This window comes from Psychroserpens sp. S379A, assembly GCF_049800755.1.
GTDB lineage: Bacteria > Bacteroidota > Bacteroidia > Flavobacteriales > Flavobacteriaceae > Psychroserpens.
The window spans coordinates 215,568-233,940 of the sequence record NZ_JBNAFQ010000004.1 but is presented as its reverse complement, the minus strand read 5'-3'; the positions used below and the strand labels follow the sequence as shown (position 1 = coordinate 233,940).

The window sequence follows — 18,373 nt, the reverse complement described above, 5'->3', positions numbered from 1 at the left end:
GATGAACAGTTTATTAAAAATACTATGGCTTTCACCAAATTTTAATCACTATAAAGCTCGATTCTTAAATCATTTAGCAGCCGATACTGATATACAACTTACAATTTTATCAGGTTCGGGTAGGCTTAATGTAGGAGATCAAGAATTGACAAATGATTGGAACTTTGAACACATTAAACTCAACGTACTTAAAAAAGACTATGGTAGATCAAAGTTGGTAAAAGGAAAGTTAAAAGCCATTTTTGATGATTACGATTGGATAATGATTCCTGCTGAAAAAAAGAATCTACCTCTTTTTTTATATACTTTAAAATTAAGACGACTTAATAAAGAAGTGCGTTTGTTTTCATACAATCATCCAGTTCTTAGGTCAGGAAATGGTAAAATAACAGTTTTTGATAAATGGATAACTAAATTTTATTTTAGAAAGTTAAATCGAGTAGTGTTTTATACAGAGCATAGCTGCCAGTGGGCCTTAAAAAATGGGTTGGTTCGTAATAATAAAGCGTATTGGGCGAATAATACAGTCGATAATATCGAAATTAAAAAACATTATACTTATCAGTTGCCTCCTGAAAACTCAAATACAATTGTGTTTATTGGACGCCTAATTCCTTCAAAACGAGTTCCAGATTTAATAACTTACTTTACAGCGTTAAAAAAAGAGACTCCTAATATTAAGCTTGAAATTATTGGTGATGGACCAGAAAGTTATCATATAAAATCTGCTTTGCAATCTAATACTAATATTGTTTGGCATGGTACATTAATAGATGAAGCATCTATTTCTCCTATCATGACTCGAGCAGCGTTAGTATTTATTCCTGGGCATTCGGGTTTATCTGTGAATCATGCATTTTCTTATGGAAGACCTTATGTAACACTAAAAGGACCAAGTCATGCTCCAGAGTTACAATACCTTGAGGAAGGTAAAACGGGTTATATTCTTGAAGGCGATTTTAAATCGAATGTTAATACAATTAAAAACCTTTTATCTAATAGAGAGGTATTAGAACGTTTTTGTACCAATGCTCAACAAAAAGGTGAGTACCTTTCGGTGCAAAAATGGGTTGAACAAATGAAGCAAAACCTTTTAAGTGACTAATATAAAACCAAACATATTATTTATAGGTCCTACGCCACCACCATATTCTGGTCCAGAATTGAGTATGCAACAGTTTTTAGAATCTGAAACCCTTAATGAAACTTTCAATATACTGTTTTTAAAAACAAACTTTAGAAATGATAATACAAAAAAAGGAAAACTAGACCTTTCAATGGTTTCTAATTTTTTTATCTTTTTTTCCAAACTATTAAAATTATTAATATCAAATAAAATTCAATGTGTTTACTATCCAATAACACCTACTCAAATTGGTTGGATAGGTCGTGATGTTTGGACGATATTATTAAGTAAATTATTTGGCGCAAAAGTGATTATTCATTTAAGAGGAAGCCATTTTAAACTAAATTTTAATCAATTTAATACCATTGTAAAACGTCTTGTTGGGTTTAGTTTAAAAAAAGTAGACTGTGCTATTGTTCAAGCAAAATATCTTAATGACCAATTTTCACCTTATATTGATGCTTCAAAAGTATCAGTATTATATCAAGCAATGGATGTTAAGGAATATTCTAATACTTATGAAACAGAAGTTGAAAAAGGAAAAATACTCGTGATGGGTCACATGACCAAAGCCAAAGGCTATACAGATATTTTAAAAATAATTCCAGAGTTATGCCAAGAGTTTCCTTATATAAAGTTTTATTTTGCAGGAAATATAAGAAAAGGAGAACGTGGTGTGTTTTATAATCAATATACAGGAGAAAAAATAAATTATGAAGATCCTTTTGAAGCTGAAAAAGAAATACTCAATTCTGTATATAAACAGAATTATGAAAATTTAGGGATTATAAGTGGAGAACATAAAATGAAGCATTTGCAATCTGCAGACATATTTTTAACCGCATCCTATTCTGAAGGATTCTCAAGGTCTTTACTCGAAGCTATGGCAATAGGAAAGCCAGTAGTGTTTACTCCAGTTGGAGCACATCGTGAAGTGTTTGAAGATGGTGTAAATGGCTTCAAATTTATTCCAGGAGATTTAGAAGGTCTGAAAACAGCTCTAAAAAAAATATTAGAAGATTCTAATAAACGATTTTCAATCGGACAAACAAATAGAGATAATGTGGTTTCAAACTTTTCTATTGAAAAAATTTCTAATGATTTTAAAAGTATAATTCTTAGTACATTGGCGTCATGAAAATAATTATTAGAAAAACTATTCATTACTTAGGAAACCTTTTAAGGTTTCTTCAAATGTCTTTTCTTAGAGCTTCTGGTGCAAAGATTGGTAAAAATACCATGATTAGTCTTGGCGCTAAAATTGATGTCAGAAGAGGAAAAGTAGCCATAGGAGATCATTGCTTAATAACTCATGGTTGTTATATTCTGTCACATGATGGAGCAGCTCATATCATTAACCCTAAAGATAATGGGACGGGTTTCGTTACCATAGGTAATCACGTATTTATTGGAGTGAATACAGTTGTGATGCGAAATGTAACAATTGGAAGCCATGCTATTATTGGAGCAGGCTCTGTGGTTAATAAAGATATTCCTGAGGGTGTTGTAGCAGCTGGTAATCCTATTAAAATTATAAAGGAATTAGAAAAGCCTTATAGACCATTGCCCAAAAAACATACTAACGTTTCATGATTTTTATTCCATTTGTCATATTCCTTGCTTTAATCATTGCTAAAGCCCAAAAAGGGCTGTTTGCTTGCTTATTAGTGTTGGTGGCAACCAAATCTATAGTTGATGTGTTTTGGGAGTATAAATTTGGACCTATGTCTGTCACGTCTATTCAAGGGGTGTTGATTCCAGTTCTGTTTTATCAAGTTTTGAATCATAAAAAAAATGTACCTCAATTATGGATAAGAACTGCTAACATTTATATCATAGCCTTATCTTTCGGAATTGTTTGGGCTATAACAGTTAAGCCTGTTGAATTTGCACAAAGTGTTATGTTATGTATTAATGTTTATTTAGGTTTTATTTTAATACCATTATTAGTTAATACTCAAAAGCGCCTAAAACAATTGTTATTAGCGATGATGATTTGTGGATTGTTTCCTATCCTAGTCAGTATTTTTCAATTACAAACGGGTATTGTTTTTAGAGAACGAGAAACTGTAGGCTTAGTTCGTTATGTAGGCTTTTATCATGACGCTTTTCCAGTTCGTTTTTATGGCTTAATGTCGATATTGTCAGTGTTGTTGTATCAAGTAACTTTTAAAACTAAGGATGTTTTTTTAAATGGTTTTATGCTAATAGTAGCAGGCGGGGCTTTTGTATCCATCTATGTCGTCTATAGTAAAGCAGCTGTAGCAATATTGGGCCTTTGGATTATGCTTTTATTACTGTTTTCTAAATCTAGAGTCAAACAATCATTTTCAATGCTTATCGGGATATTAGTTTTGGTTATTGTATTTGGAGATGCAGTGTCAAGTAATATTGAACAACTATTTAGTAAAGAGGTAGGGTATCAAACAGGTGAAGTAAAAGATGCCAAATACACTTTAGCAGGAAGAGGCTATATATGGGAAGATTATTGGAGGTTTTGGTTAAATGAGCAAAATTTTTTTTATCAATGGTTTGGGGATGGCTTAGACCGACCAGCTCACAACGAGTTTTTGAGAATACTATTGGTGAATGGGATTATAGGTGTGATTTTTTTAATCATATTTATGATAAAAAGTATTAGTAATGTATTTAAAATATATAATAGCATTAGGGTTTTTGCCTTTATGCTGCTAGGTATGTATATGATTGATTGCATAGGACTTGAGCCAGGAAAATATTACTATTATAATATCTTAGTTTGGGGTATCTTTGGCACGTTATTATTAAGACCTAATTTATTTATTAAAGAAAAATAAAATTTTAAATGCAACAATTAACACAAAAACTTGGTTCAGGAGACATGATTATTCAAGAGGTCCCTTACCCGCAACTCGGCAAAGGGATGGTCATTGTCAAAAACTACTATTCTATTATAAGTGCAGGAACTGAAGGCTCAACTGTAGTCGCTGCTCGTAAAAGCTTAATTGGGAAGGCTAAAGAGCGACCACAACAAGTGAAACAAGTTATCGATACCTTAAAAAAGCAAGGGCCTGTTCAAACCTACAGAGCTGTAATGAAAAAACTAGATGCTTATTCTCCTTTGGGGTATAGCTCTGCTGGCGAAGTGATTGAAGTAGGTGAAGGTGTTACTGAGTTCGAAGTTGGAGATAAAGTAGCTTGTGCTGGAGCTGGATATGCTAATCATGCCGAAATAGTGACAGTGCCTGTTAATTTATGTGTAAAACTAAACCCTAACACCAATCTTAAAGATGCTGCATACAATACTTTAGGTGCGATTTCTATGCAAGGTGTGCGCCAAGCCGATTTGAGATTGGGAGAATCCTGTGTCATTATTGGTCTTGGTCTTCTCGGTCAATTAGCAGCCCTTATTTTAAAAGCGTCTGGTGTTACTGTAATTGGTGTAGATGTATCTGAAGCAGCAGTTAAACAGGCTGTTGATAATAATGTGGTCGACCTTGGTCTTACTCGTAATGCTGCTGGTGTTGAGGAACAAATCCAGAATATAACTAACGGTTATGGAGCAGATGCCGTAATTATTGCAGCAGCAACTTCTAGTCTAGATCCTATTAATTTTGCAGGTGCTATTGCTCGTAAAAAAGGGAAAGTAGTTGTGCTAGGTGCTGTTCCTACTGGTTTCGATCGTGATCCATTTTGGTATCGTAAAGAATTAGAGCTAAAAATGGCTTGTTCTTATGGTCCTGGTCGTTACGACTTAAACTACGAAGAAAAAGGAATCGATTATCCATTGCCTTATGTGCGTTGGACTGAAAAACGTAACATGGAAGCTTTTCAAAATTTGATTGCAACCAACCGAATTAATATTGATTATCTAACTACTCATGAATTCGATTTCGAAAACGCAAAAGCGGCTTTCGATCTTGTGGTGTCTAAAACGGAACCGTTTACAGGTATCGCTTTAAAATATGATGTAAATAAAACAGCTTCAAAGTCTAAAATAAAGACTTCCGGAAGTGAACAACTTGGTAAAATAAATATCTCTTTTATTGGAGCAGGAAGTTATGCACAAGGCAATCTATTGCCTAATATTCCAGAAACGAACGATGTTGGACGAGTAGGTGTCTTAACCAATACAGGAACAACATCTAAACGTGTGGCCGAAAAGTTTAAATTCCAGTTTTGTGCTACTAACGAAGCTGATGTTTTAGACGATAAAACTAACACAGTGTTTGTGGCTACGCGACATGATTCACATGGTCCTTTTGTATTAAAAAGTCTTGAAGCTAATAAAAATGTATTTGTTGAAAAGCCTTTATGTCTTTTAGAATCTGAATTAGAATCTATTATCGACCTTCAGTCAAAAGCTAATAAAGCAGTAATGGTTGGTTTTAATAGACGATTTTCACCGCTTACAACTAAATTAAAAAAGGCCATTGGTAATAACCCAATGACCATGATTTATAGAATTAATGCTGGAGCTATTCCTGGTGACAATTGGATTCAAGATTTAGAAATTGGTGGAGGACGTGTACTTGGCGAAGTGTGCCATTTTATTGATTACCTAACCCATTTAAACGGAAGCCTTCCAACAAAAATATCGGCTTCTGCACTTCCAGATGCCAATCAATTAAATGACACATTAAATATCTTAGTACAATTTGAAAATGGCTCATCAGGTGTGATTGGTTATTACGCAAATGGATCTAAAGCAATGACCAAAGAATATGTTGAGGTGTTTTCAGCAGGAATGTCAGCGACTTTAAATGACTTTAAAGAGTTGAGAATTTATGGAAAAGGTAAGCCTAATAAAACTAAAATCCTTAACCAAAATAAAGGTCAAAAAGAAATGGTAAATGCTTTCGTGAATGGCTTATTATCTAATGGTGAGTCGCCAATTCCATTTGAAGATGTAGTGGCTGTAACAAAGGCATCTTTTAAAGTTTTAGAATCTATTAAATGTGGAGGACAACAAATTGAAATCTAAAATCAGTTCAAGCTTTTTAAAACTAAAAGCCTACTGCGAAAAGGAAAATTTTAAAGGTTGGGATCCTTACGATGGCTTAAACTCTAAAGTATTTCAAGCCTTACCATTAAAACATTGGGACTTAGCTAGACTAGCATGGATTCAAGGGTTTAAAAGAAGTCCAATTAACTTCAGAAAATTGTTAGTAGTACCTAAAGAACACAATGCTAAAGGTGTAGGGTTGTTTTTGTTAGGTTACTGTCGCTTATTCCAATTAGCAGAAAGCGGTTGTGAAGATTTTGGTACAAAAGAAGAACTGCTCAAACAAATTAAAGACATCACAAATTTGTTATTGAGCCTCAGAAGCAGAGGATATTCAGGTTCGGCTTGGGGTTATAATTTCGATTGGCAAGCTAGACGTCTATTTTTGTTTGAAAAACATACACCAACAGTAGTGGCAACTTGTTTTTGTGTCGAAGCCTTATTAGAAAGTTATAAAATCACAAAAAATGAAGCTGTGTTAAACGAAACTTTGTCTGCGGCAGAGTTTGTGCTTAACGATTTATCAAGAACACCTCATGGTAATGGTATTATTTTTTCATACAGTATTAAAGATGGCAACAATACTGTAATTAATGCCTCTTTATTAGGTGCTAAAATATTAAGCTATTCATATAAATACACAAAAAATGAAGAGCATGCTAAAATGGCTAAACTAGCCATAACTGCAGCATGCGACCTTCAAGAAGAAGATGGCTCATGGATTTACGGTTTGCTTCCTGTACAGTCATGGAAAGACAGCTTTCATACAGGATTTAATTTAGATGCCATTGAAACCTATCAGCAAAATACTAACGATACTAGCTTTCAAAGCTATATAAAAAAAGGAGTAGATTATTATTTAGAACATTTTTTTGAAGCCAACGGAATGCCTAAATACTACCATAATAAAACCTACCCAATTGATATTCATTGCCCAGCTCAAGTTATAGTAACCTTGTCTAAGTTAGATATTTTTAAAGCTCATGAAGTATTGCTATCGAAAGTATTAGATTGGACTATCGATAATATGCAACACGAAAAAGGGTATTTTTATTACCAATTAAAAAAAGGAATAAGCTCAAAAATATCCTATATGAGGTGGAGTAATGCGTTTATGTTTAATGCTATGGCACACTTTTTATTAGAAACTAAATCTATATCAAATGGAAGCTAAGTCATTAAATGGAGTCATGACCTTTGCTCCAAAATCTAGAAAAGAGTTAATGCAGTATGCCTTCGATAACCATAAAATTATGGTAGCTGTTAATGCTGAGAAAATTCTTCATGCAACCGATGATAGTCGAGCACTCATAAATAGAAATATGGGTTATCCAGATGGTATTGGAGCGGTTTGGGCATTACAAAAAAAAGGAGCAAAAAATGTAGTTAAAATACCAGGTTGCGAGCTTTGGTTAGATGTAGTTCAGCATTATTACAAAACAAAATCGTTTTACTTAGTAGGAGGAAAACAAGCCATTATTGAAGAAACGGTTAACAAATTACAATCCGAATTTAAAGGCATTACTATTTGTAATTTCAGAAACGGATACATCAAAACACTCGAAGAAGAACAAGCACTAATTGAAGATATTAAAAAGCATCAACCCGATGTTGTTTTTGTAGCAATGGGTTCTCCAAAACAAGAAAACCTCATGGAGAAAATACAAAAATCACACCAAGCAGTGTATCAAGGCTTAGGCGGAAGCTTCGACGTTTATACAGGCAATGTCAAAAGAGCTCCAAAATGGTGGGTTAAAAATAATATGGAATGGACATATAGGTTACTAAGTCAACCTTCAAGAATTAAACGTCAAATTCATTTAGTAAGATTTTTTGTAAACTTGCACTTAGGGAAATATTAAAAACACCAAACAAAATATAAAATTATTAATAATGCTAAACTACTTGTCTATTTAGCCAAAAACACCCTCACATACACTTAAGGGCATACTCGGGTCATAAGCGGGTCATCCTCGGGTCATAAGCGGGTCATAAGCGGGTCATCCTTAGGTGAGCCAAATGTTAAAATCAGAGAAGTAAAAAATCAATTCAAAAACAGAAACCAAGACCCAATGCATAAAATCACAATCATTGCAGGAGCAAGACCAAACTTTATGAAAATTGCGCCAATTATTCACGCTATTCAAAACGCTAAAAAAGAAGGCTTTAATATAGATTACAGATTGGTTCATACTGGGCAACACTACGATAAAAACATGTCTGGTAGTTTCTTTGAGCAACTACAAATCCCAGAACCTCATGTAAATCTTGAGTGTAGTGGTGGTTCTCAAGCAGAGCAAACGGCAAATATCATGATAAGCTTTGAAAAAGAACTCATAGCCAATCCAGCAGATGTTGTTCTTGTAGTTGGAGATGTAACTTCAACTATGGCTTGTGCTTTGGTAGCTCAAAAACTACATACAAAAGTAGCACATGTTGAAGGCGGAATACGTTCCGATGATTGGACAATGCCCGAAGAAATTAACCGATTAGTAACAGACAGTATTACAAATTATTTTTTCACCACGTCTGAAACTGCTAACCAAAACCTTAAGAAAAGTGGTGTTGCCGAAGATCAGATATTTTTTGTTGGTAACACAATGATAGATACCCTCTTAAAACAGCAACCAAATTTTAAGCAACCACAAGTATGGAAAGAGTTAAATCTTTCAGAAAAGGAATATATAGTGATGACGCTTCATAGACCAGCAAATGTCGATGAAGAATCTCAGTTAAAAGATATGATTGATGAAATCATAGCACATACACAAAATTTACCATTAATATTTCCTGTTCATCCTAGAACAGCCAAAATATTGCAAAGACTCAATATTAACCATTCAAGACTACATACAGTAGAGCCATTAAGTTACTTAGAGTTCAATTATTTGGTTCAACGCGCAAAAGCAGTTATTACAGATTCAGGAGGAATTACCGAAGAGGCTTCAGTGATGCGAGTGCCTTGCTTAACACTTAGAGATAATACCGAACGACCAGAAACGATTACTTTAGGAACCAACGAGTTAATTGGGACAAATCCAAAACGGTTAAAGCCATATTTAGATAATTTATTTTCAGGAAACTGGAAAAAAGGTAATGATATTCCGTTATGGGATGGGAAAACAGCTGTTAGAATAATAGATACTTTTAAAGAACTATTGTCAAAATAATTAATTCTTCAACAAGTCTTCATTATTAATCTGCAATACATCGAAGATTCTATGAATTCGTTATTAAATTTGTATCTTGCTATGCTATTAATTAAAAATATGATGTTTGTAGAGATCATATTCTACTTATGATTAAAACATTACTTGAAAACTTTAATCCGGAAGACAGTCCATTAATTTGGCTCGTTTGTGCGTTTGTATTAGCATTTGTTATTGCTTATCAAACGTTTCCAACAATACTATATGTTGCTAAGGAAAAACACCTTATGGATGAGCCAGATAGTAGAAGTATGCATTCTAATAAAACACCTACTTTAGGAGGTATTGGTATATTTTTGAGTTTAGTTGTGGTGATGACCATTGTTGGAGCCATGCTTAATACTAAAGTATTACTTCTTGTTATGGGAGGTTTGACAATTCTTTTCTTTCTTGGGCTTAAAGACGATTTAACAGTGTTGTCAGCAAGAAAAAAGTTTATAGGTCAGTTGTTTGCGGCATTATTATTAATTGTTTTTACAGATACACGTATTATAGGGTTTTCTAAAATATTTGATGTTGATATACTTCCTTATTGGGTGTCTATAGGCTTTACTTTATTTGTCTATATTTTAATAATAAATGCTTATAATCTCATTGATGGAGTAGATGGATTAGCAGGTTGTATAGCGTTGTTGATTTGTGTTTTCTTTAGCATTCTTTTTTATAATTCTGGAGCCTTGAGTTTAGCTACAATATCAGTGGCTTTGATAGGTGCATTGCTAGCATTTTTAAAATCAAATTTTTCTTCTAAGAATAAAATCTTTATGGGAGATACAGGGTCTATGATTGTTGGCTTTCTTTTAGCATTTTTCACCATAAGTTTTATTTCACAATCACAAACTAATGTAGATTCTGAATACTTTAGAGCTTCTCCAGCTTTAGCTTTTGCAATGTTGTTTTTTCCGCTTATCGACACTCTGCGTATATTTTTTATTAGAATCTTTATATTAAAGAAAAGCCCTTTTGAAGCTGATAAAAACCATATTCATCATAAATTTATTCACGCAGGATTCTCACATATTCAAACGACTTTTACAATTGTTTTAATCAATTTATTGATTGTTATTATTGCATTTAACATGCTGCACTTAAACCTAAATACACAAATAGGTTTATTATTGATTTATGGTTCAATATTGTATTGTATGCCATTCATAATAATTAGGCTATTGAATAAAAATAAAAAACGTATTAAGGTTTAATAGATATTTATCTTAAATCAATTTGTCACTTCTTTATGATTCCTATAAATAGATTATATTTGCTTCCTCAATAATAGAACTATGAAATTAAAGTGTTTGGCATTACTGCTTGTATTGTTTGTGACATCTTGCGCAACAAAAAAACAAATTTTGTATTTACAAGATGCAAATGAGAATAATCAACGAGAAATTAATTATCAATATACTACAATACAGCCTAATGATATTTTAAGAATAGATGTAGAAACTTTGGTGCCTGAAGCAGCGAAACCTTATAATAAAAGTGGTGCTGGACAGATTCAACAAAATAGTTTGTTACTTCTTCAATTAGATGGGTACTTGGTGTCCAATGAGGGGATAATTAATTTTCCTATATTAGGAAGTATAGAGGTGATTAACCTTACAGCAAATGAGGTTGAAGAAAAGCTCAAAGAACTATTAACATCTGGTGGACATCTAAATAATCCTAATATTAGTGTTCGTATTATTAATTCTAAAGTAACCATTCTTGGAGAAGTAAGGTCTCCAGGAACTTATAATTTTACTGAACAGAACATAACACTTTTACAAGCGTTAGGCTATGCTGGAGATTTAACGATTAATGGAAAAAGAGAGGATGTTATTTTAACACGAGATGTTGATGGTGTAAAAGTGATCACGCATATCGATTTAACCAATACTGAGTTTATGAATACTGAGTTTTTTTATATCAAACCTAATGACACAATTATAGTAAATCCAAATGATCCTAAGGTTAAAAGTGCAGGATATATTGGTAATATAGGGACGCTTCTTGGTGTTACATCTGTACTCCTAAGTACAATTATTTTAATCACACGCTAGTTTTATGAATGCACCTCAGAATAATAATGCGTTTGCTGTTTTAGAAGACGATAAAGGAGACTTAAAGCAAGAGTTTAGGAAATATTTAAGGCAATGGCCATGGTTTGTCTTAGCTTTAATTATAACATTGTTAAGTGCATATATCTATATTAGATATGCGCCTAGAGTATATGAAACCGTAGCTAAAATTAAGGTTTTAGATGAATCTGACGGACTAGAGTTGCCAACGTCTGCTTTTGTTTTTAAGCGTTCAAACATTAATTTAGAAAATGAAATCGAAATTATTAACTCTTATATCATTTTAGAAGAAGTAGCTAAAGAGTTAAAATTGAATACATTATTCTTTGAAGAAGGTACCATACAAACGGCACAAATAGCTGAATTGCCTTTCTATTTTGAACAAACAATAGAACCAGATAGTATTTTAAAATCTATGTCGTATGTAATCGATGTTAAAGATAAAGATTTTGAAGTAACACCTTTAAATTCTGATAAAACTACAGTAATCCCTAACTTTAATAGTTTAGAAGTAGATCATGAATTTCCATTTCAAATTAAAATTGATAATACGGCATCTTTTAAAGAAGCAAATGGCAAACGCTATATAGTTACGTTTCGACCACTACAAAATGCAATACTTGGATTAAAGTCAAGTATATTAACACAACCAATTGGAGATCAAAGCCATTTATTAAGTCTTACGGTTAAAGGAGAAAGCAAGCTACTTTCAGAGCGTATATTAAATAAGCTTATTGATGTGTTTAATAGAGATGGGATTAAAGACAGGCAATTAGTATCTCAAAGAACGTTAGATTTTATTGGAGACCGCTTTGTGTTTCTTGAAAGAGAGTTAGATTCAATTGAAATAGAAGGAAAAGAATTTAAAGAAGATAATGACTTAGTTGACCTTTCTGCAGATGCAGCTTTAGGACTGCAAGAGCGTTCACGATCTGATAAGGATGTCTTTGAGATTGAAAGTCAGATAGTTATTGTAGACATGCTTCAAGATGCTATAAAATCTAATTTAGATGGTGGATTACTACCAGCAAATATTGGATTAGGAAGTAATAATACCAATTCATTAATAGATGAATATAATTTAGCGGTTTTAGAAAGGGATAAATTGATTAGAAGTGGTGGAGAAAATAATCCAACTGTTAAGTTTACGGAATCGCATATAGATGACTTAAGGTCTAATATTACTAAATCTTTGAATTCTTATCAGCAACAGTTGCAAGTGTCTCAAAGTCAATTAAGAAATCGTAATCGAAAATTCATAGGTAAAGTCTCGCGAATTCCCGAAAAAGAAAAATTGCTAAGAGCTATTGAGCGTCAACAAAAAATTAAAGAAAGCTTGTATCTTTTATTATTACAAAAAAGAGAGGAAGCTGCTATAAACTTGGCCATTACAGAGCCTTCAATTAAAGTTGTTGATTATGCATTGTCTTCTTCAGGACCAATATCTCCAAAACCAAATGTAGCTTATGCTGCTGCTATTTTAGCTGGTTTGCTCATACCTTTTGCAATTTTATATTTAATTTTTATGCTTGATACTAAAATTCACGGTAAAGAAGATATCATGAAGATTAATAATAGAATACCAATAATTGCTGAGATACCAGATATTAGCAGAAAAGAAAAAGCAGTGTTTCTTGATCCGAATGATAGAACAGTTTTAGCAGAATCGTTTAGGATTTTGAGTTCTAATGTCAATTATTTACTTCCAGTTAAAGATGATGAAAAAGGGAAAGTAATTTATTGTACATCAACAATTAAAGGAGAAGGTAAAACATTTATTAGTATCAATTTATCCTTGGCACTATCAAGTATGAATAAAAAAGTGTTATTGATTGGAGCTGATTTACGTAATCCTCAAATACATACGCACACTAAATTTGATAAAACTACTGTTGGATTATCAGATTATTTGCACGATGGTTCCGTACATTGGAAATCTAATCTAATTAAGGGATTTGAGAAACATGAAAATCATGATATTCTTCTTTCAGGTAATATACCACCAAACCCAACTAGTTTATTAACAAATGGAAGGTTTAAGACTTTAATAGATGAGGCTAAAGAGATATATGATTATGTTATAGTTGATACTGCACCAACAGTTTTAGTAACAGATACTATGTTAATTTCTCAGTTAGCCGATGTTACAGTTTATATTTCAAGGGCTAATTTTACTGAGAAAAATATTCTCCATTTTGCTGAAGATTTGTTTGAATCAGGAAAGATTAAAAATATGGCTTATGTAATTAATGGCGTTGGAGCAAGTAGATCTTATGGTTATGGATACAATTATGGCTATGGTTACGGTTATGGAAGTAAAGAGTTAGCTTAACGTCACTTTACGTTTAATTTTTTTTAACTATTAACTATAGTTTTTAAATCTTTTATCGTTTCTGTTGGGTTATTACTGTTGAAAACATAACTGCCAGCAACCAATATATCTGCTCCAGCATCAACAAGTTGTTTAGCATTTTTATTAGTAACGCCTCCATCAATTTCGATTTTTGTTGAAGCTCCTTTTTTGTCAATCAATGCTTTAAGTTGATGTACTTTAGAATACGTATTTTCAATAAAGCTCTGACCTCCAAAACCTGGATTTACACTCATTAAACATACTAAATCAATATCGTTAATAGTATCTTCTAGAAGAGAAATATTTGTATGTGGATTTAAAGCAACACCAGCTTGCATACCTTCAGACTTAATGGCTTGTAGTGTTCTGTGAAGATGAGTGCATGCTTCGTAATGTACTGTGAGTACATTGGCTCCTAAGTTTGCAAATGTTTTAATATATCTGTTAGGATCTACAATCATTAAATGGACATCAATTAGCTTTTTTGCATGTGCTGAAATGGCTTTTAATACAGGCATGCCGAATGAAATGTTTGGTACAAATACACCATCCATAATATCAATATGAAACCAATCTGCATCACTTGAATTTACCATTTCTATATCATGTTGAAGGTTTGCAAAATCTGCGGCTAGGATTGATGGAGCAATTAGTTTTGAAGACATATGTATGTTTTTTTGCAAAAGTATAATAAAAAAACAAACCCACGGTAATCAGCCGTGGGTTCTTTCATCAATCAAAAAACGAACAGTTATGTGTAACTGTTTGTTACTGTTATTTAGTCGTAATTAATGACAATTACTAACCTAAATATGTTTTTAATATTTTACTTCTAGACGTATGTTTTAAACGTCTAATGGCTTTTTCTTTAATTTGTCTAACGCGCTCACGAGTTAAATCGAAGGTTTCTCCAATTTCTTCCAATGTCATTGGATGCTGATTTCCTAAACCAAAATATAAACGGATTACATCTGCTTCACGAGGTGTTAAAGTTTCTAAAGCACGTTCAATTTCTGTTCTTAAAGATTCATGTAATAAATCTTTATCAGGATTTGGTGATTCTCCACTACGTAGTACATCGTAAAGGTTAGAATCTTCACCTTCAACTAAAGGTGCATCCATTGATACATGACGACCAGAGTTTTTCATAGACTCTTTAACATCATTAATAGTCATGTCTAACTCTTTTGCAATTTCTTCAGCGCTTGGAGGACGTTCATGACTTTGTTCAAGGAAAGCGAAGGTTTTATTTATTTTGTTAATAGAACCAATCTTATTTAAAGGTAAACGAACAATACGAGATTGTTCAGCTAAAGCTTGTAAAATAGATTGACGTATCCACCAAACAGCGTAAGAAATAAATTTAAAACCACGAGTCTCGTCAAATCTTTGAGCGGCTTTAATCAATCCTAAATTACCTTCATTAATTAAATCTGGTAAAGTTAACCCTTGATTTTGGTATTGTTTAGCAACCGAAACTACAAAACGTAAATTTGCTTTAGTTAATTTTTCTAAAGCTATTTGGTCACCAGCTTTAATGCGTTGTGCTAATTCTACTTCTTCATCTGCAGTAATTAAATCAACTTTTCCAATTTCTTGTAAGTATTTGTCTAACGATGCAGTTTCTCTATTGGTAACTTGCTTCGTGATTTTTAGCTGTCTCATTTAAGTGTTTCTTTAAATTTGGGTATTTATACTATACTACATGGTTATACGTAATTAGTAAAAAAAATGTTACAAGAAAATTAAATTAATTTAAATTTTGATTAAAGTTTTATTGCTCATGTTGATATCATTCATCATTTCATTGGTGAATTTGTAGTGACCTTTTGTTGTAATTAATTTAAAATGATGAGATTTTAATGCAGTTAAGGTGTTTAAAAACAACCATTTTGATTTTAATAGTTTTGGCTTTTCGCTTTTTAAACTGATATCAAAATAATGCTTTCTACCATTTTTTTCGCCTACAATATCTGGAGTTATTGTAATGTTACTTCCTTTTTTTATAAAGGATTTAGGTGTCTCATATCCTTCTGTGTCAGCTTTAATGTTTTTAAACCCATGTTGTTCGAGATATTCAACAGAGTCTTCTAAAATGTCTTTATATTTTTCTTTATCAGAATGTATCATAGCTTATAGTATAATAAAAATGTAAGACATATGCAAATTTGATGATTTTGGAAGGATGCTACTTTTATAATAAAAAGCCCATCAATTCCTATGATTAGAAAGATGGGCCCATTCAATTTTATTGTAAAAAAAGATTAACCTTTTTTATTTTCTGCTGGTTTACGATTATCTTTATTGCGATTATCTCTTCCATTATTATCACGACTTCTATTGTTGTCTCTTGGAGGTCTTGGTTGCCAACCTTCAGGTTTAGGTAAAATGGCTTTTCTAGATACTTTTTCTTTACGTGTTCTAGAGTCAATTCCGAAGTACTTGACATCAAATACATCTCCCATATTTACTACATCAGACACATTTTCAGTACGTTCCCAAGCTAATTCAGACACGTGTAATAACACTTCATTTCCTGGAGCTTCAGTATATTCTACTACAGCACCAAAGTCTAGCATTTTAATCACTTTTACTTCGTAAATGCTTCCCACTTCAGGCTTAAATAATAACGCATCAATTTTTGCTATTACAGCATCAATACCTTTGTTACCAACACCAAGAATTTCAACAATACCTTCTTCGGTTACTGGGTCTTCATTAATTACAATAGTGGTTTCAGTCTCTTTTTGTAATTCTTGAATGACTTTTCCGCCTGGTCCAATTAAGGCTCCAATAAATTCATTTGGAATACGTCTAGTTACCATTGTTGGCGCATGATCTTTAACTTGAGCATTAGGAGTTTCTATCGTATCTGTTAACTTGTTTAAAATATGTAAGCGACCATCACGAGCTTGCTTTAATGCGTTTACTAAAATCTCATAAGACAATCCTTTAACTTTAATATCCATTTGGCAAGCAGTAATACCATCTGCTGTACCAGTGACTTTAAAGTCCATATCACCTAAGTGATCTTCATCACCTAAGATATCAGATAAAACGGCATATTTTCCAGAATCAGCATCAGAAATTAATCCCATTGCGATACCAGATACAGGCTTTTTTAATTGAACACCAGCATCCATTAGTGCCATTGTTCCGGAACAAACGGTTGCCATAGAAGATGAACCATTAGATTCTAATACTTCAGATACAACTCTAACTGTATAAGGACAATCTTCAGGGACCATACCTTTTAATGCGCGTTGCGCTAAATTACCATGTCCAACTTCTCTACGTGAAGTTCCGCGAATTGGTCTAGCTTCACCTGTTGAAAAAGGAGGGAAGTTATAGTGCAAATAGAAACGCTCTTCACCTTCATATGATGGCATGTCAATTTGATTAGCTTCTCTAGAAGTTCCTAAAGTTACAGTTGCTAAAGCCTGAGTTTCTCCACGTGTAAAAATAGATGATCCATGCGTTGATGGTAAGTAATCTACCTCACACCAAATTGGTCTAATCTCATCAGTTTTACGACCATCTAAACGCAAACCTTCATTTAAAGTTAAATCTCTAACAGCAGCTTTTTCAGCTTTTGCGTAGTATTTAGAGATTAAGCCTCCAAAATCTTCAACTTCCTCTTCACTAAATGAAGCAATAATTTCTTCTTTAATTTCAGAAAAAGCCATGCCGCGTTCTTTTTTAGAAGAACCTGCTTTTGCTACAGCATATACTTTATCGTATGCCATATCATGGATCTTTTTAGCTAAATCTTCATCAGATCTTTCTGGCTCGTACTCACGTGTTTCTTTTTTACCTACAGCTTCAGCTAAACGAAGTTGAGCAGCACATTGTATTTTAATAGCTTCATGTGCAAATTTGATAGCTTCGGTCATTTCTTCTTCAGAAATTTCATCCATTTCTCCTTCAACCATCATTACAGAATCAGCAGAAGCACCAATCATCATATCGATGTCTGACTCTTCTAATTGTGCTCTGGTTGGGTTGATAATAAATTCACCATTTATACGTCCAACTCTAGCTTCAGAGATTGGGCATTCAAACGGGAAATCGGATAACTGAATGGCTGCAGAAGCCGCTAATCCTGCCATAGCATCAGGCATTACGTTTTCGTCATGAGACATTAACTGAATCATTACTTGAGTTTCGGAATGGTAATCCTTTGGGAACAATGGACGTAAAACGCGATCTACTAAACGCATGGTTAAGACTTCGCCATCGCTAGGTCTTGCTTCTCTTTTAAAGAAACCTCCAGGATAACGTCCTGCAGCAGCAAATTTTTCGCGATAATCTACTGTTAGTGGTAAAAAGTCAACATCTGCTTGTTTGTAATTGGAAACTACTGTACATAATAACATACATTTTCCAGATTGTACTACAACACTACCATGAGCTTGTTTTGCTAATTTTCCGGTTTCGATAGAAATTTCTCTACCATCACCAAGGTCAATGACCTCTTTGTAAGTTTTTGGAATCATAAAAAATTTTAATTCTTGTTTTGGGTATAATTCATACCAAAAACAGTGTTAAACAATGGTCGTTGTGTTGTTGTGTAGTTGTTTGTGACCAATGAAAAACTGTAAAAGCTTCTTCAATTTGTTATTACGAATCACGTTTTTA

Annotated in this window: 15 protein-coding genes; 11 read left to right on the top strand and 4 right to left on the bottom strand. The window is 33.0% G+C overall.

Features of this window, described 5'->3' with window-relative positions; all coding sequences use genetic code 11:
• Position 1 precedes the first annotated feature (1 nt).
• The 11 genes from ACP15M_RS11745 to ACP15M_RS11695 all read left to right on the top strand — a co-directional run bounded on the left by ACP15M_RS11745 (position 2) and on the right by ACP15M_RS11695 (position 13,714).
• Complete coding sequence (locus ACP15M_RS11745) at positions 2 to 1,105, top strand: glycosyltransferase family 4 protein (protein ID WP_425077403.1); 1,104 nt, start codon at positions 2 to 4, stop codon at positions 1,103 to 1,105.
• Positions 1,098 to 2,264, top strand: a complete 1,167-nt coding sequence (locus ACP15M_RS11740; protein WP_425077402.1) for a glycosyltransferase family 4 protein — start codon at positions 1,098 to 1,100, stop codon at positions 2,262 to 2,264. Before ACP15M_RS11745 ends, ACP15M_RS11740 begins: the two co-directional genes overlap by 8 nt.
• The gene (locus ACP15M_RS11735) at positions 2,261 to 2,719 is read left to right on the top strand and encodes an acyltransferase (RefSeq protein ID WP_425077401.1); all 459 of its coding nucleotides are present in this window, start codon (positions 2,261 to 2,263) and stop codon (positions 2,717 to 2,719) included. Before ACP15M_RS11740 ends, ACP15M_RS11735 begins: the two co-directional genes overlap by 4 nt.
• A complete protein-coding gene (locus tag ACP15M_RS11730) occupies positions 2,716 to 3,942 on the top strand; it encodes a hypothetical protein (protein WP_425077400.1) in 1,227 nt (408 codons plus the stop codon). The genes ACP15M_RS11735 and ACP15M_RS11730 overlap by 4 nt, the downstream gene beginning before the upstream one ends.
• Positions 3,943 to 3,950: 8 nt before the next feature.
• The gene (locus ACP15M_RS11725; protein ID WP_425077399.1) at positions 3,951 to 6,089 is read left to right on the top strand and encodes a bi-domain-containing oxidoreductase; all 2,139 of its coding nucleotides are present in this window, start codon (positions 3,951 to 3,953) and stop codon (positions 6,087 to 6,089) included.
• A complete protein-coding gene (locus tag ACP15M_RS11720; RefSeq protein ID WP_425077398.1) occupies positions 6,079 to 7,284 on the top strand; it encodes a delta-aminolevulinic acid dehydratase in 1,206 nt (401 codons plus the stop codon). Before ACP15M_RS11725 ends, ACP15M_RS11720 begins: the two co-directional genes overlap by 11 nt.
• The gene (locus ACP15M_RS11715; RefSeq protein ID WP_425077397.1) at positions 7,274 to 7,972 is read left to right on the top strand and encodes a WecB/TagA/CpsF family glycosyltransferase; all 699 of its coding nucleotides are present in this window, start codon (positions 7,274 to 7,276) and stop codon (positions 7,970 to 7,972) included. The genes ACP15M_RS11720 and ACP15M_RS11715 overlap by 11 nt, the downstream gene beginning before the upstream one ends.
• 210 nt (positions 7,973 to 8,182) lie before the next feature.
• Positions 8,183 to 9,280: a non-hydrolyzing UDP-N-acetylglucosamine 2-epimerase gene (gene wecB / locus ACP15M_RS11710; RefSeq protein WP_425077396.1), complete on the top strand. Its 1,098-nt coding sequence runs from the start codon at positions 8,183 to 8,185 to the stop codon at positions 9,278 to 9,280.
• 128 nt (positions 9,281 to 9,408) lie between these two features.
• Positions 9,409 to 10,521: an MraY family glycosyltransferase gene (locus tag ACP15M_RS11705; RefSeq protein WP_425077395.1), complete on the top strand. Its 1,113-nt coding sequence runs from the start codon at positions 9,409 to 9,411 to the stop codon at positions 10,519 to 10,521.
• 81 nt (positions 10,522 to 10,602) lie between these two features.
• Positions 10,603 to 11,364, top strand: a complete 762-nt coding sequence (locus ACP15M_RS11700) for a polysaccharide biosynthesis/export family protein (protein ID WP_425077394.1) — start codon at positions 10,603 to 10,605, stop codon at positions 11,362 to 11,364.
• Positions 11,365 to 11,368: 4 nt separating this feature from the next.
• Complete coding sequence (locus tag ACP15M_RS11695) at positions 11,369 to 13,714, top strand: GumC family protein (RefSeq protein WP_425077393.1); 2,346 nt, start codon at positions 11,369 to 11,371, stop codon at positions 13,712 to 13,714.
• 23 nt (positions 13,715 to 13,737) lie between these two features.
• On the opposite strand, the gene rpe is transcribed toward ACP15M_RS11695, so the two are convergent.
• From rpe to ACP15M_RS11675, 4 genes are all read right to left on the bottom strand, one after another.
• Positions 13,738 to 14,400 (bottom strand): ribulose-phosphate 3-epimerase, encoded by a 663-nt coding sequence (gene rpe, locus ACP15M_RS11690; protein WP_425077392.1) that lies wholly within the window; start codon positions 14,398 to 14,400, stop codon positions 13,738 to 13,740.
• A gap of 136 nt (positions 14,401 to 14,536) precedes the next feature.
• The gene (locus ACP15M_RS11685) at positions 14,537 to 15,400 is read right to left on the bottom strand and encodes a sigma-70 family RNA polymerase sigma factor (protein WP_094967995.1); all 864 of its coding nucleotides are present in this window, start codon (positions 15,398 to 15,400) and stop codon (positions 14,537 to 14,539) included.
• Positions 15,401 to 15,490: 90 nt separating this feature from the next.
• Positions 15,491 to 15,865 (bottom strand): hypothetical protein, encoded by a 375-nt coding sequence (locus tag ACP15M_RS11680; protein ID WP_425077391.1) that lies wholly within the window; start codon positions 15,863 to 15,865, stop codon positions 15,491 to 15,493.
• A 134-nt stretch (positions 15,866 to 15,999) separates the two neighbouring features.
• A complete protein-coding gene (locus ACP15M_RS11675; RefSeq protein ID WP_425077390.1) occupies positions 16,000 to 18,231 on the bottom strand; it encodes a polyribonucleotide nucleotidyltransferase in 2,232 nt (743 codons plus the stop codon).
• Positions 18,232 to 18,373 lie beyond the last annotated feature (142 nt).

Excerpts from the sequence above, each read along its gene's own strand:
- ACP15M_RS11685 (WP_094967995.1), bottom strand. The coding sequence starts at position 15,400 with ATGAGACAGCTAAAAATCACGAAGCAAGTTACCAATAGAGAAACTGCA.
- ACP15M_RS11715 (WP_425077397.1), top strand. The coding sequence starts at position 7,274 with ATGGAAGCTAAGTCATTAAATGGAGTCATGACCTTTGCTCCAAAATCT.
- ACP15M_RS11730 (WP_425077400.1), top strand. The coding sequence starts at position 2,716 with ATGATTTTTATTCCATTTGTCATATTCCTTGCTTTAATCATTGCTAAA.
- rpe (WP_425077392.1), bottom strand. The coding sequence starts at position 14,400 with ATGTCTTCAAAACTAATTGCTCCATCAATCCTAGCCGCAGATTTTGCA.
- ACP15M_RS11680 (WP_425077391.1), bottom strand. The coding sequence starts at position 15,865 with ATGATACATTCTGATAAAGAAAAATATAAAGACATTTTAGAAGACTCT.
- wecB (WP_425077396.1), top strand. The coding sequence starts at position 8,183 with ATGCATAAAATCACAATCATTGCAGGAGCAAGACCAAACTTTATGAAA.
- ACP15M_RS11705 (WP_425077395.1), top strand. The coding sequence starts at position 9,409 with ATGATTAAAACATTACTTGAAAACTTTAATCCGGAAGACAGTCCATTA.
- ACP15M_RS11695 (WP_425077393.1), top strand. The coding sequence starts at position 11,369 with ATGAATGCACCTCAGAATAATAATGCGTTTGCTGTTTTAGAAGACGAT.
- ACP15M_RS11700 (WP_425077394.1), top strand. The coding sequence starts at position 10,603 with ATGAAATTAAAGTGTTTGGCATTACTGCTTGTATTGTTTGTGACATCT.
- ACP15M_RS11735 (WP_425077401.1), top strand. The coding sequence starts at position 2,261 with ATGAAAATAATTATTAGAAAAACTATTCATTACTTAGGAAACCTTTTA.
- ACP15M_RS11725 (WP_425077399.1), top strand. The coding sequence starts at position 3,951 with ATGCAACAATTAACACAAAAACTTGGTTCAGGAGACATGATTATTCAA.
- ACP15M_RS11675 (WP_425077390.1), bottom strand. The coding sequence starts at position 18,231 with ATGATTCCAAAAACTTACAAAGAGGTCATTGACCTTGGTGATGGTAGA.
- ACP15M_RS11745 (WP_425077403.1), top strand. The coding sequence starts at position 2 with ATGAACAGTTTATTAAAAATACTATGGCTTTCACCAAATTTTAATCAC.